This window comes from Streptomyces sp. NBC_01210, assembly GCF_036010325.1.
Lineage (GTDB): Bacteria > Actinomycetota > Actinomycetes > Streptomycetales > Streptomycetaceae > Streptomyces.
This window is the reverse complement of sequence record NZ_CP108549.1, coordinates 424,279-437,814: the sequence shown is the minus strand read 5'-3', so window position 1 is coordinate 437,814 and position 13,536 is coordinate 424,279. Positions and strand designations below refer to the sequence as shown.

The 13,536-nt window shown below is 68.1% G+C and carries 7 protein-coding genes and 2 pseudogenes; 6 read left to right on the top strand and 3 right to left on the bottom strand.

Annotated features, from left to right (window positions below; translation table 11 throughout):
* Window positions 1–53 precede the first annotated feature (53 nt).
* The gene (locus tag OG735_RS01980) at window positions 54–821 is read left to right on the top strand and encodes a DUF4913 domain-containing protein (RefSeq protein WP_327321379.1); all 768 of its coding nucleotides are present in this window, start codon (window positions 54–56) and stop codon (window positions 819–821) included.
* A 234-nt stretch (window positions 822–1,055) separates the two neighbouring features.
* Here OG735_RS01980 and OG735_RS01975 read toward each other — a convergent pair whose 3' ends face one another.
* A complete protein-coding gene (locus OG735_RS01975; RefSeq protein ID WP_327321378.1) occupies window positions 1,056–3,149 on the bottom strand; it encodes a HEAT repeat domain-containing protein in 2,094 nt (697 codons plus the stop codon).
* Between the two features lie 420 nt (window positions 3,150–3,569).
* On the opposite strand from OG735_RS01975, the pseudogene OG735_RS01970 reads away from it, so the two are divergent.
* The 4 genes and pseudogenes from OG735_RS01970 to OG735_RS01955 all read left to right on the top strand — a co-directional run.
* A pseudogene (locus OG735_RS01970) lies at window positions 3,570–4,202 on the top strand (FadR/GntR family transcriptional regulator).
* Window positions 4,199–5,665 (top strand): amino acid permease, encoded by a 1,467-nt coding sequence (locus tag OG735_RS01965; protein WP_327321377.1) that lies wholly within the window; start codon window positions 4,199–4,201, stop codon window positions 5,663–5,665. The pseudogene OG735_RS01970 and the gene OG735_RS01965 overlap by 4 nt, the downstream one beginning before the upstream one ends.
* 95 nt (window positions 5,666–5,760) lie before the next feature.
* Window positions 5,761–6,723, top strand: a complete 963-nt coding sequence (locus tag OG735_RS01960; RefSeq protein ID WP_327328179.1) for an asparaginase — start codon at window positions 5,761–5,763, stop codon at window positions 6,721–6,723.
* Window positions 6,724–6,789: 66 nt separating this feature from the next.
* Window positions 6,790–7,254: pseudogene (locus tag OG735_RS01955) on the top strand (lyase family protein); the annotation flags it as partial.
* 465 nt (window positions 7,255–7,719) lie between these two features.
* On the opposite strand, the gene OG735_RS01950 reads toward OG735_RS01955, so the two are convergent.
* Both OG735_RS01950 and OG735_RS01945 read right to left on the bottom strand, forming a co-directional pair.
* Window positions 7,720–10,131 (bottom strand): SpoIIE family protein phosphatase, encoded by a 2,412-nt coding sequence (locus tag OG735_RS01950; RefSeq protein WP_327321375.1) that lies wholly within the window; start codon window positions 10,129–10,131, stop codon window positions 7,720–7,722.
* A gap of 405 nt (window positions 10,132–10,536) precedes the next feature.
* The gene (locus OG735_RS01945; RefSeq protein ID WP_327321374.1) at window positions 10,537–12,321 is read right to left on the bottom strand and encodes a sigma-54-dependent Fis family transcriptional regulator; all 1,785 of its coding nucleotides are present in this window, start codon (window positions 12,319–12,321) and stop codon (window positions 10,537–10,539) included.
* A 180-nt stretch (window positions 12,322–12,501) separates the two neighbouring features.
* Here OG735_RS01945 and OG735_RS01940 point away from each other — a divergent pair, with 180 nt between their 5' ends.
* The gene (locus OG735_RS01940) at window positions 12,502–13,527 is read left to right on the top strand and encodes an NAD(P)-dependent alcohol dehydrogenase (RefSeq protein WP_327321373.1); all 1,026 of its coding nucleotides are present in this window, start codon (window positions 12,502–12,504) and stop codon (window positions 13,525–13,527) included.
* The last annotated feature ends 9 nt before the right edge of the window (window positions 13,528–13,536 follow it).

Sequence of the window (13,536 nt, the reverse complement as noted above, 5' to 3'; positions counted from 1 at the left end):
GGCACGTCGGCGGTTGGCCGTACGCGGCCGGTTAAGCGGACCGAGGCGTTCGTGTGGCTGCCGATGGCGGCTGCGGAGGACCTCGCGCCTCGACAGCCGCGCGCGTAGGCGGTGATCGCGTTCGCGGAGCAGATGCATCGGAGGTCTCTGGCGATGGCCCCGAGTTCTACTTCAGGGATGTCTTTGTCTTCGTCACCGACTATCTGGCGCACACGATCCGCCGCCCACTGGACGGCGAATCCGCCACCTGGTGTCCGCGCTGGTGGGAGCACCCCGAGGCAGGGGCCCGACTGGCCTCGCTCTGGCTCGCCTGGGAGCATCTGCGCCATGATCCGGCGCTGGGCATGACCACGTGGTGGCTGCAGCACGCCGATCCGTACCTGCGGGTTCTGATGGACCCGCAGCGGGGCCCCTTCGCCGGCTGCTCACCCTTGAAGGGGCACACACAGACGCCGTTCGAACCGCTCCCGGTGGACCCGTACGACCCCGTCCAGTCCCCCTGGGACGGGATGACGGCGCGGTGCCTCGAAGTGTGTGGTTGTCGGTGCGGCCGTAGTCGGAGGAACGTTCTACCGGCAACCGCAGCCGCGCCGACGGAAGTTCTTCGCTCGCCTCCGCGACAGGCACGACCTCAGGCAATGCCGCCTCGCCAGTGGCGAGTTCCATCCCCGACAACCTGGGCCGGCGGTTGGGCACCGGCCTGCAGGCAGTGTGGCCTTCGGCCCCCACGGCAAGCATGGGAACGGGGCCTCCCAGGCGGCCAGCCGACATGGGGACGCGCAGGCTGGGCGACTCTTGAACGTGTCCTGGCGTCCGGCTGATGAGCGGCTCACCCACGCAGTGACATCGAACGTCGACATTGATCATCCAGGGGCGCGGCAGGTGAATTGTGAGGTGCATCGAGGCGAGGGGGCCACAGGTAGCGGCGAGGGCGCCGGGCGCAGGCGGTCACCGGAATGTGGCGATGGCCCGGGGCGCCGAAGCCGCCGTCAGTCGCCCGTCCACGACTGGGTTGCGGCTCACGGGCGCTTTGTCGGAGCCTCGATGCCTTCGCCTCATGGAAGGGCGAGCACGTCTTCGATCGCGGCCCTAAGCTTCTCGTCCTGGAGGAACGCCTGGTAGTCCCACTCCGACGACAGGCGCCGGTCGAATCCCTTCACCGTCCGAAGAGCGGTACGCCCCGCCGGGGTGATCATGCCGATCCGGGTCAGGGCCCGCAGCGCCTCACTGAAGTTCCCGTAGCTGTCGTCGCCGTCGGCGATCGGCAGGATGAACTCCTCCAGGACCGAGGTGCTCGGCTCCGGCTCGCCCGTGATCGACCACAAGGTGACCGCGGCCTGTATCCGGTGCCGGCCCTCGGTGTTCTTCATGATGTGCCGTACTCGGTTGGCGTACGGTGCGGCCGAGGGACCGAAGTCGGCCAGGAGGTGGACCGGTCCGTAGAACGGGCCCTCCTCGTTCAGTACCGCGTTGCCGATGAGCCGCAGCGCCGACGTAGCGTCACCGCCGATGCGCCAGGCGGCCCATGCCACCTTCCAGTGGTTTGCCGGGTGGTCGAGGATCGTAGAGCCGCGCAGGGCGGGCTCGGCGGACGCGGCGGCCGGTCCCATCGCCGCCAGTACATCGGCGGCCGACAGCGAGCCGCGCGCGTCGTCCAGCAACGGCACGACCTCCGGCAGCGCCGGTAGCGCGTCCTGCCCCCACGCCTCCAGGACTCGCAGGAACTCGCCCGTCAGCGGGCCGTGGCCGCCGTTGCGCGCGGCGTGGTGCCGCATCACCCCCCGCAATGCCGGCAGCAGGACGTCCGCGTGCGCCCGCAGCGGAACCAGGACGTCGTCGATGTCCGGAAGCCGCGGGTCGCCGTGGCAGTAGCTGCGTGAGTAATGCTCCCGATACGGCTCATACAGCTGCTCCACGAGCCCCGGGAGGGCGCGCGTGTCGCCGATCCGGGCAAGTGCCCAGCGCGCGTAGTCGCCGACGGTGCCGTCGATGAAGGTGACGCCGTCCTCACCCCGGTCATCGACAAGCGTGGCGAGCCGGTCGGCATACTCAGCCGCCCGTCGGCCGAGCATCGCCAGGAGGTTCGCCGCCTTGGGTCGCACACCGTCGTCCGGGTTGGCCAGCAGTCCGCCCGCCACCGGCAGCAGCGCGGGTGCCGCGGACGGCCATTGCACCAGCAGCCGCCACGCCTCTTCCAGCGCGGCCCGGCACAGGTCGGTGTCTCCGATCCGGTCTGCCGCGTCGGCCAGCCGGACCACGAACGAGGCCGCCGTCTTGGGGGAGTGGTCGAACAGGCTGCCCGTCCAGGAGACGACTTCCTCGCGGGAGAGGGCGCCACTCTCGACGCCCGGCACCCACCAGACTGCCTCGAACTGTGGCCGCACGTCGGCGTCGGTGAGAATCTCCACCAGCAGGTCGGCCTGCCGGACCGGCACGTCCGGGTCGAGGCACGCCCAGGCGTGCATGGCCGCGACCTTCATGACGGGGTCACCGTCACGCAGCACGCCGGCCAGCACCGCCCGCGCCTCCTCGACCGACCCGGCACCGTCCTCCACCGTCGCGGCGCCGTGCTCGGCCATCCCGGCGGCGCCCCCCTCGGTGGCGGCGTCGGCGGCCGCGGCCGCAGCCACACCCAACGCGAGCAGCACCGGCAGACGCACCGCCGGATCCGCCTCGACCCGCCACCGCTCCAGCAGCGGTGCGACACCGTCCGCGACGGGAATGGCCGCCCGCCGCACCTCGGGGTCCGGATCGGCCAGCAGCGCCCGGACCGCGCCCCGGTGGCGTCGCCATGTCGCGGGCCACTCCTCGTCGACCAAATGCGGCTCTGCCGTCGTCGCCGCCCGGAACAGACACTCCAACACCTCGACGAGCGTGACCCGCGCGCCCATGCCCGGATCAGCGGCGAGCGCAACCACGAACGGCAGCGCGGCGGTCACCGCGGAGCTCACCCGGCCGTTTTTCCCCACAGCAAGACAGGAGAACAGCGGATAGCAGTCCTCCTCCGTCGCGGCCCCGCCCGCCAGCGCGAGGCGGCGCAGCGTGCGCGGCACCTCCTTGACCGGGTGCTGCGGAAGCCCCGACTCGAGCCGGTCCCACGGAACCGCGTCCAGTCCCTCCAGCGATATACCCGTCGCTCCCACCCCCATGACCTCGGCGACCTGATCCTCCGGCCGTAATCCTGCCGCTGAGCGGCGTGTCTCGTCTTACCGAAGGTTGACCAACGGCTCAACCGATTTGACCACCCGGGCCCCGCGAGCGTGCGCCGGACCCCGGCAGCTCGGTCAACGGTCGGTGAGACAGCCAACCTTCGGTGACAGGGACAGCGAGATCAGCTCAACAGGCCACCCAAGAGGGGCGACGCCGACCGCCCCCCGGGCCTTTCCGCCGCCTCGACCGGAGTCCTCCGGAGCCCGCAGATGTCGCGAGCGCGCCTTCAACTACCCACGCCCAGGGGCGAGTCAAGCCCTTGACAGTGACACTGAATAGTCGCAGGATCTCCACGTGAACTTGTCAGACAGCCAGACAGGTCTTCACTTGTCAGACAGCCAGACAAGTAATCGGGTGTCGTGACGCAGTCGGACCAAGCTCCCTCAGAGGCGGAGCTCGGCCGCCAGCTGGAGGTCAGCCGTCCAGTGATCCACGAGGTCCTGCTGCTCTGCAGGTCATGGGCCTCACAACCTCCCGTATGGGAAAGGGAATATTTGTCATGTCCAACGGGCCGGTGGGGGACCCCGACTTCGGCAACTATGCCGACAAGCGACCTGCTCGAGGCGCGACTGCACGTGGAGCTCCCGGTGGCCGGTTACGCAGCCGCGCGGCATACGGCCGAGGACCTCGACAACCTGCCCCACCTGCTGCAACGCATGGAGCGCGAGAGGGACACCACCGCGTGGGTGGCAATGGACACGCTGTTCCACACCACTTTCGCCCAGGCGGCCCACAACCTGGTCTTCCCCACGATGCTCGAGGAGCTCCGCGACGCCCTGGCACGCCAGTCGGCGTTCCTCAACGTGCTCGGCGAACGGCGCGAGCAGTCGAATCGCGAACACCGGGCGTTCGTCGAGGCACTCATCCACGGTTCCGAATACGACGCGGTGGAGGCCATGGCCCACCACTTAGACAGCGTGAACACAACCCTGAACTCCATCGTGCGTCCCGATCGCACGCAACCCTCTACGCAAGGCGGACAGCAGACGTGACTGACAAATCCCTGGACCAGGCGGTACGCCAAGGCCCGCCGAACGCGCACGTCGACGCCGGTGACGAGGGCTACAGCAAGGACCTCAAGTCCCGGCACGTCAACATGATCGCGATCGGCGGGGCGATAGGCACTGGCCTCTTCCTCGGGGCCGGCGGCCGCCTCGCGAACGCGGGGCCCTCCCTGTTCATCGCCTACGCGGTCTGCGGATTGTTCGCCTTCTTCGTCGTCCGTGCCCTCGGCGAACTGGTCCTGTACCGCCCGTCCTCCGGTGCCTTCGTCTCGTACGCCCGTGAATTCATGGGCGAGAAGGGCGCCTTCACCGCCGGCTGGCTCTACTTCCTCAACTGGGCCACCACCGGCATCGCCGACATCACGGCCGTCGCCACCTACACCCACTACTGGGGCATCTTCAGCGACATCCCGCAGTGGGCGCTCGCACTGATCGCCCTCGCGGTCGTCCTCACCGTGAACCTGATCTCGGTGAAGTACTTCGGCGAGATGGAATTCTGGTTCGCGATCATCAAGGTCGCCGCCCTCGTCATCTTCATGTGTATCGGCATCGTCCTGCTGTTCACCCAGCACCAGATCGACGGCAACACTCCGGGTCTTTCCACCATCACCGAACACGGCGGCCTCTTCCCGTCGGGCTTGCTGCCGATGCTGCTCGTCGTCCAGGGGGTCGTCTTCGCGTACGCCTCGGTCGAGCTGTGCGGTGTCACTGCGGGCGAGACCCAAAACCCCGAGAAGATCATGCCGAAGGCGATCAACGCGATCATGTGGCGCGTTGGCGTCTTCTACGTGGGCTCGGTCATCCTGCTCGCGCTGCTGCTGCCGTACACCGCCTACACCGGCGACGAGAGCCCCTTCGTCACCGTCCTCTCCAAGCTGGGCGTCCCGGCCGCGGCCGACGTGATGAACCTCGTCGTGCTCACCGCCGCCCTCTCCAGCCTCAACTCCGGCCTCTATTCGACCGGCCGGATCCTGCGCTCCATGGCCATGTCCGGCTCTGCGCCCCGCTTCACCGGCCGGATGAACAAGGGGCAGGTCCCCTACGGCGGCATCCTGCTCACAGCCTTCTTCTGTGTGCTGGGCGTCGGCCTCAACTTCGTCGTCCCGGAAAACGCCTTCGAAATCGTGCTGAACTTCGCCGCGATCGGCATCCTCGGCACCTGGGGCATGATCATGATCAGCTCATTGCTCTTCTGGAACCGCTCCAAGGACGGCCGGGTCACCCGCCCCGGCTACCGGCTGCCCTGGGCCCCGTACACCCAGATCATCACGCTCGCCTTCCTCGCCGGCGTGTTGGTCCTGATGTACGCCGACGAGGGCGCGGGCCGCACCACCGTGCTGTGCCTGCCGCTGATCGCGGCGGCCCTGGTCGGGGGCTGGTTCTTGGTGCGCGGCCGGGTGGATGCCGTACGCAGCACCCAGGCGGCCACGCGCAGCGAGACCGAGCGCTAGCCGTGGCGAAGTCCATCAGGGACGACGACTTCCCGGAGCGTCCGTCGGCCAAGACGGCGGTGATTCGCGAGCCCCGCTACGCTCCGCTCGCCCATATGATGCGCGGAGACATCGTCGAGGGCGTCCACTACGGATCGGTTGTCGTCCTGGCCGCCGACGGAAGTGTGGAGTTCCAATGTGGCGACATCGAGGCCGCGTTCTACCCGCGCTCTGCTCTCAAGCCGCTCCAGACGGTGGCCATGCTGCGCGCCGGCCTGTCGCTGGAGGACGAATTGCTTGCGCTGGCCACGGCCAGCCATTCCGGCGAGGAGCGCCACCTCGCCGGAGTCCGACGCATCCTGGCCACTGCCGGGCTGACTGAAGAGGACCTGGGCAATACGCCCGACCAGCCCTACGATCCCGCAGTGCGGGAGGAGTGGGTCCGCCGCGGGCGCGGCCCGTCCCGGCTCGCCCAGAAGTGCTCCGGCAAGCACGCGGCCATGCTGATGACGGCCCGGGCCCGGGATTGGCCGCTCGAGGACTACCTCGATCCCGGCCATCGGCTGCAGCGGTCGATCGCCAGGACGGTTGAGGAGCTGACCGGCGAGAGCATCGCCCGGGTGTCAGTCGACGGGTGCGGAGCACCGCTCTTCTCCACCTCCCTGCGCGGGCTCACCCGAGCCGTGGCCAGCATCAACTCTGCGGCGCCGGGCACCGAGGAATCCCGTGTGGCCTACGCGATACGCGAGAATCCGGAGATGGCTTCCGGCTCCTGGCGGGATGTCGCACGGCTTATGAGGGCCGTCCCCGGCCTGCTGGCCAAAGACGGATTTGAAGGGGTCCAAGTGGCCGCCCTGCCCGATGGCCGAGCCATCGGTGTGAAGATTGCTGACGGTGCAGACCGCGCCCGGATGCCTGTGGCCGCAGCGGCCCTCGCGCTCTGCGGAGTCGATCCCGCACTCCTCGCCGAGTTCGCCAGCACGTCCGTACTCAGCGGCACGACCACGGTCAGCAGCCTGAGCGCTGTGGGGGCACTGGCCTGCGGCTTCCCCGCGGGACCGCCGGCTCCCGGGCCGTAAAAGAGGAACTCGCAGGCACAGCACCCGACGCTGAAACAGGGAGACCTGCACCGATGACACTCGGCCTGGGGCGTCCACACGCTGCGCGCGTGCGAGAACTTCTCACTCACCGGAACGGTGATTTCCACCTACCTGCACCTCGTTGACGCGCTTGCCGCGGTGAAGGAGGTCGCGGCAAGCGCCAACGAAGAACTTGGTCTGCCAGACCGAAAGAAAGCTCAGGCCATCGTCGCCGCCTGCCGAGAGATCCGTAATGGGCACCTGCACGACCAACGCTTCGTTGACATGACCCAAGGCGGGGCCGGGACTTCGACCAGCATGAACACCAACGAGGTGATCGCCAACCGGGTATTGAAGATCCTCGGTCACTCCACCAGCGATGACTACCTGACCGTGGTTGACGTCGCCGCCATCGTCGCCGTGCCGATGACTCTTGGCCAGGAGTTCTCGACATACGCGGTCATGCTGGAGGAGGACCGGGATCGGCTTGCCGAAGCCGTCAGCCTGGTGCACGAGATCAACCGGGGAGCACCGCCACCGGCATCGCCCAGGAGGCTCTCGCCACTGGCGGTGGTGTCGCCGAACTCGTCCTGGAATTGGCGGCGGAGACGCAATTCCTTTCCCGGCTGACCGCGGCAGCAAAAAGACGAGGAGGCCGCCCGGCGGGAGTAGAGGTCACAGTCACGGAGGATCTTGTAGTCCTTCATGCGGGCGAAGGCATGTTTCACGTGGGCGCGGACCGTCTCGCCGGTCTCCGCTACCAAGCCTCCGGCCGCGTCGCCGGCCTCCGGCGTGGCGGTGACGGTCACGGTGGGCTGTGGCTCGGGGTGCCGTGCTGCTGCACGTGCTGAGGACCGAGGCGGAGTGCACGGCGGTCGCAAACCACGCGGTCCTTGGACGTTCATGTTCGCCCAAGTCCCGGATGCAGGAGGACGACCGTAGCGTAACGCTGGGCGCGCGGTATGTCCCCGCCCGGACGTACCGATGCCCGACGGTTTACAGCCCCAGCAGTGGCTGCTCGGTCCAGACGGTCTTCCCCTCGCGGGTGTATCGCGTGCCCCAGCGCTCGGTCAGCTGGGCCACCAGAAACAGGCCGCGCCCGCCCTCGTCAGTGGTGCGTGCCCGGCGCAGGTGCGGTGAGGTGTGGCTGGTGTCGGTGACCTCGCAGATCAGAGAACGTTCACGGATGAGTCGCAGGGTCACCGGGCCGCTGGCGTACCGGTAGGCGTTGGTGACCAATTCACTGGCGATGAGTTCTGTGGTGAAGGTCAGGTGTTCCAGGCCCCATTCGGTCAGTTGGGCTGTCGTCAGTGTCCTGGCCTGGGCGGGGGAGGTCGGGTCCAGCGGAAGTCGCCAGGAGGCGACGTTCTGCGGGGGGAGCACGCGGGTGCGGGCGATGAGCAGGGCGATGTCGTCGGCGGGGCGAGCGGGTACGAGGGAGTCGACCACCGCCTGACAGGTCCGTTCCAGGGGGTCGGTGGGGCGGGTGAGCGCCGCGCACAGCCGTGCCAGACCCATGTCGACGTCGATGTGGCGTTCACCGATGAGTCCGTTGGTGTAGAGGGTGAGCAGGCTTCCCTCGGCCAGTTCGCTGTCCCTGGTCTCGAACGGCAGTCCGCCCAGGCCGAGCGGCGGGCCGGCGGGCAGCTCGAGCAGGCTCACCTGTCCGTCCGGAGTGGTCACCACCGGTGGTGGGTGGCCGGCGCGGGCCGCGGAGCACAGCCGGGAGACCGGGTCGTAGATGGCATACAGGCAGGTGGCGCCGATGACCTGCTCGCCGACTGCTTCTTGTTCGGCGGCCAGCAGGTTGACCAGGTCGTCCAGGCGGGAGAGAACCTCGTCCGGTTCCAGGTCCAGGCTGGCAAGGGTCTGCACGGCGGTACGCAGCCGGCCCATAGTGGCTGAGGCGTGGAGGCTGTGGCCGACCACGTCGCCGACAACGAGCGCGACCCTTGCCCCGGACAGGGGGATGACATCGAACCAGTCGCCGCCCAGCCCCGACGCCGCTCCGGCGGGGAAGTAGCGAGGAGCCACTTCGACGGCCAGTTGGTGCGGAACAGCCCTCGGCAGCAGGCTGCGTTGCAGGGTGAGCGCGGTCTGTTGCTGCTGGGTGTAGCGCCGGGCGTTGTCGATGCACACGGCGGCGCGCGAGGCGATTTCTTGGGCCAGCGTAAGGTCGTCCGCTTCGAACGGGTCGGGGCGCCGCGAGCGCCACAGGCTCAACGTGCCGAGCACCAGGCCCCGTGCGGCCAGGGGCACCACGATCAGGGAATGGACACCGAGGTCGGGAGCATGCTCACCCTGGCGCGGTTCCATGGTGAACCAGTCAGGCGGAAGAACTGATTCCAGTACGGCCCGCCCGTCGGCCAAACACCTGGCTTGTGGGGTGTCCGGTGTGAACTCGACGGGCTTTCCTCCTGGCTGCGGCAGTTCGGGCTGCTGGGCCAGGACGCTGCGGACCGCCACCCGTACGACAGGCTCCGTCGAGCCCTGCGCCGGCTCCTCGCCGCGTGTCACCGGTTGGGCCACGTCCACCGACACGTGGTCGGCCAGCTGAGGGACCATCACATCAGCGAGCTCCCAGGCCGTCTCTCCCACATCGAGCGTAGTTCCGATGCGGGCGCCGGCTTGGGCAAGGAGCGCCAGCCGAAGTCGAGCCCGATGGCGTTCGGTGACGTCCTCGACGGTCTCGGCCACTCCCAGGACCCGGCCCGAGGGATCCTCCAACCGGAAGGCCGAGACGGACGCGGCCCGCTCTCGTGCCGGGTCCCGCTCCAGGCGGGAGTACTGCTCGGTGGAGATCAGTGATCTCCCGGTCTGCATCACCTGGCGCACCCGGTCCACGGACTTGCGCGCGTCCTCGGCCACCAGCAACGCGCCGGTAGGCATTCCCCGGAAGGAGGCGGCCGGAACGCCGGTGAACCGTTCGATTGACCGGTTGACCCGGACAATCGTCATCTCGGGACTGTGGACGACAAGGCCGATCGGGCACCGGCGGAACAGTCCGTCGAGAACCGCGCGGTCCCTCTGCCACTCGAGGATCTCCGCCGCCGGTGCCCCGACCAGGAACCACTCGCGGACATTGCCATCGCGCAGGAGCGCACGTGCCCTGACCCCCATCTCCACGAGGCGCCCGCTGAGATGCCGAACCGTCAGTACACCGAACCAGCCGCCGGCTCTCCTGCATGCCGCCGCGGCGTCCTTGGCTGCAGGCAGGTCGCGGGGATCGATCAGGACTTCGAGCGCCGGCCGGCCGATCACTGCTGTCTCCGGGTAGCCGAGCAGATCCTGGGCCCGCCGGCTCCATCCGACCACGGTTCCCCGGTCGTCGAGCACCGCCGAGGCGGCCAGGTGCACGGCGAACGGATCATCCCGGCTCTCGCTGAGCATCGTCACCCGCTGGTCCACTGCCGGACACCACCTCTACTCGGCTGCCGATGTTCTCCCGCTGGTACTGGCGCGCGACCAAGACTGGCGTAGCTCAGCCCCGACCGGTCACTTCGCCGGGCCACAAGATGTCCGGTGCAAGAGACCAAAGTGATCCATGTGAGCCTATTGAATCCGGTCAAGCGAGGCAGCCTTCCGTGTGGAGTGCCGCGGCGTGGCAGCCATTCACCCGCACGGCCTCACCAGGTATCCGCCCCGCCTCGCAGATACGGCTCTTTGTCTGCCGGCCGGAATGATGCTGTCCCGCAGTGAAAGGAGAGCAGCGACAACGCCCAAGGCACCGGAGGCGCCGGTTCGCCGATGAATGCCGGTGCTGCCGCCACCATGCCCCCAGCAGGCAGGATCGGCAGATCCAACGAAGTACTACTAAGTGAGGCTCGATGGGACGATCCCGTAACGGCGCATCTTGCGGTACATGGTGGCGCGGGAGATGCCGAGATCCTGTGCGGTGCGCTGGACGTTGGAGTTGCGGTCCATCAGCCCGCGGAGAATGGCGTCCCGTTCCAGCGCTTCGATGGTGGTCAGGACTTTGTGCGAGGACACCCGGCATTCCGGCGGGAGATCCTCCACTCGCAGGATCCTGACGGACGGCCGCCGCGCCAGGCCACGGATCACCGACTCGAGCTGCCGGACATTCTCCGGCCAGGGGCAGCGCTGCAGCATCGTCAGCGCATCCGGGGAGCAGCTGCTCTCTCCGCTCGGCCTGTATTTGAGCAGGAAGAACCGGACCAGGTGCTCGATGTCCCCATAGCGATGACGGAGGGGAGGCACCTCCACCGAGGCGTCGCACAGACGGTCGAGCACGTCGTCGGTCGTGACCATGGACGGTTGGCTGGTCATGATCAGTTGCCCGGTGGCGGTCGTGTCCAGGTGTGTCAGGAGGCTTCGCAGCTGCTGGCGCAAGTGGGCAGAAAGAAGGTGGACATCGCGCAGGACGACCAGGTTCGACGGCTCGGCCAGCAGCTCACGGACGTTGCGCAGCCATTGCTCGGTGGCGTGCGTTGACTCCGACAGCGGTGCTTCCACCCTCTCGAGCCGGCGCCCGGCACCTTTGGCTCGGTGGAGGGCTTCGATCAGTGTCCTCTTCCCGGCCCCGGCTTCTCCCACGAGATGAAGCCAGGAGCCGGCGACGAACGCCGCTTCGGTTTCGGCGACCGCGCTCAGCCATCTCGGGGAGGAGCCCACCAGGCCCAGGCCCGATCGTATGGATCCAGCGGCAGCGACCGGTCCGGACTGGGGACGCCCGATGACTCGGACTCGGAAGATGGTGCCCGCGTCGCTGTCCTCGCGCCGGCTACGGCTGACCCGGAGCTCGGCGATGCGTCCGGAGGGGAGTGCGATGCTCCGGGTCCCTTCGAACCGGGGGTCGTCGGCGATCTCACGTGCGTGGTCGAGCAGTGCGTAGTGATCCGTCCCTGTCACGACCGACCTCAGCTGCTCGTTCATCATGACGACATCACGATTGATGGCCAGGACAGGTCCGGGGCGCACCGAGGAGCACGCGTCCATGTAGTCCTGGAACAGGGCCCGTTCCCGTCGCGAGCTGATCGCGGCGATCTCACTTTCGATCTGGCCCGCGACAGAGCGGGCCAGGGCCATGAGCATGCCGGCTGAGCCCTGGCGGGCCGTGGTCAGGTTGAAGGCTCCCAGCAGGGTGCGCCGGGTGGGATGCAGGATCGGCACGGCCGCGCAGTGGAAGTCCCGCAGCGCCTCGACGTAGTGCTGACTTCCGGCGATCATGACCGGGCGGCCGCTGGCCAGTGCGGTCCCGATACCGTTGGTGCCCACGTAGCGCTCGGCGAACACGTGTCCCGGGGCCAGTTGCACTCGGTTCAGCCGCGTCGTCAGAGCCTGGTGGGAGACCATGCGGGACAGCACCACGCCGTTGCGATCGGTGACCATCGTGGACACCGGGTCGTCGGCCAGTTGCTCGTGCAGCCTGTTCAGGATGGGTAGCGCCGCTTTGGCGAGCGCGCTGTCCAGATTGGGGTTCTCGAGGTAGGGAGCGTCGATGCAGCTCGACTTCACCTGGTACTCGATCGAGCGTTGCCAGGAGGCGACCACGAGCGGGCGGGCGCTCGGATCCTTGGTGATCTCCTGGTAAAGCTCTCTGGCCGCTGTCAGAGAGCTGCCAGGCTGACGTCGGGGCATTTAACACTCCCGTATCGCGCGCGTCATCCTTCGGTGGAGTGATTGGAACAGCTCGATGACGCCGCGCCTATGGCCTGTATCACATTGATACATCCGCGGACCGCTTCTGAGACATCGGCCTGCGCGCGGCGGGCTGTGTAATCGGCGCACCATCCACCCCGCCGATTCGCAGGGAGCGCCATGAAAGCCGTGCAGGTCATCGAGTACGACGAGCCGCCAGTGCTCGTGGATGTGCCGGACCCGCAGATCACCGGTCCGCTGGATGTGATCGTGAAGGTCGGGGGCGCGGGGGTCTGCCGCACCGATCTGCACATTCTCGAAGGACAGTGGAGCGACAAGAGCGGGGTTGTCCTGCCCTACACCATCGGTCATGAGAATGCCGGCTGGGTGCAGGAGGTGGGACAGGCCGTCACCAACGTCAAGGTCGGCGACCCGGTCATCCTGCACCCGCTCGTGACCTGCGGCCTGTGCCGTGCCTGCCGGGCCGGCGACGACGTGCACTGTATGAACTCGGCCTTCCCGGGCATCGACACCGACGGGGGCTATGCGGAGTACCTGAAGACCACAGCCCGATCAGTGGTGGCACTCGACCCGTCCCTTGAGCCGGCCTCGGTTGCGGCCCTGGCCGATGCCGGGCTCACGGCGTACCACGCTGTCGCCAAGGCGGCCCGGGTCCTGCGACCGGGCGATCGGGCCGTGGTGATCGGAGCCGGAGGTCTCGGGCACATCGGCATCCAAGTGCTCCGGGCCCTGTCGCCGGTCGAGATGATCGTGATCGACCGAAGCCCGGACGCTCTTGCCCTCGCCAAGGAACTGGGCGCCGAACACACGCTGGTCGCGGACGGGAATGAGAGCGAACGCGTGCTGGAACTCACCGGCGGGCACGGGGCCGAGGCGGTTCTGGACTTCGTGGGCGAGGGCGGTGCCGTCGAGACCGGCGTGTCCTGCCTGCGCCGTAACGGCAACTACTACGTCATCGGCTACGGCGGCCGTCTCGACGTTCCGACGATCGACGTCATCTCCACCGAGATCAACTTCATCGGCAATCTCGTGGGGTCCTACAACGACCTTTCCGAGCTGATGGTCCTGGCGGCCCAGGGCAAGGTCAGCCTGCACACCCAGCGGTACCCCCTGGCGTCCTTCCGTGACGCCCTCGACGACTTGTCCGCCGGTGCCGTCCGCGGCCGAGCGATCTTGATCCCGTGAGTCGAAGGA

Bases quoted from the DNA above. Each gene is read 5' to 3' on its own strand.
- OG735_RS01945 (WP_327321374.1), bottom strand. From the start codon at position 12,321: ATGCCCCGACGTCAGCCTGGCAGCTCTCTGACAGCGGCCAGAGAGCTT.
- OG735_RS01960 (WP_327328179.1), top strand. From the start codon at position 5,761: ATGATGCGCGGAGACATCGTCGAGGGCGTCCACTACGGATCGGTTGTC.
- OG735_RS01940 (WP_327321373.1), top strand. From the start codon at position 12,502: ATGAAAGCCGTGCAGGTCATCGAGTACGACGAGCCGCCAGTGCTCGTG.
- OG735_RS01975 (WP_327321378.1), bottom strand. From the start codon at position 3,149: ATGGGGGTGGGAGCGACGGGTATATCGCTGGAGGGACTGGACGCGGTT.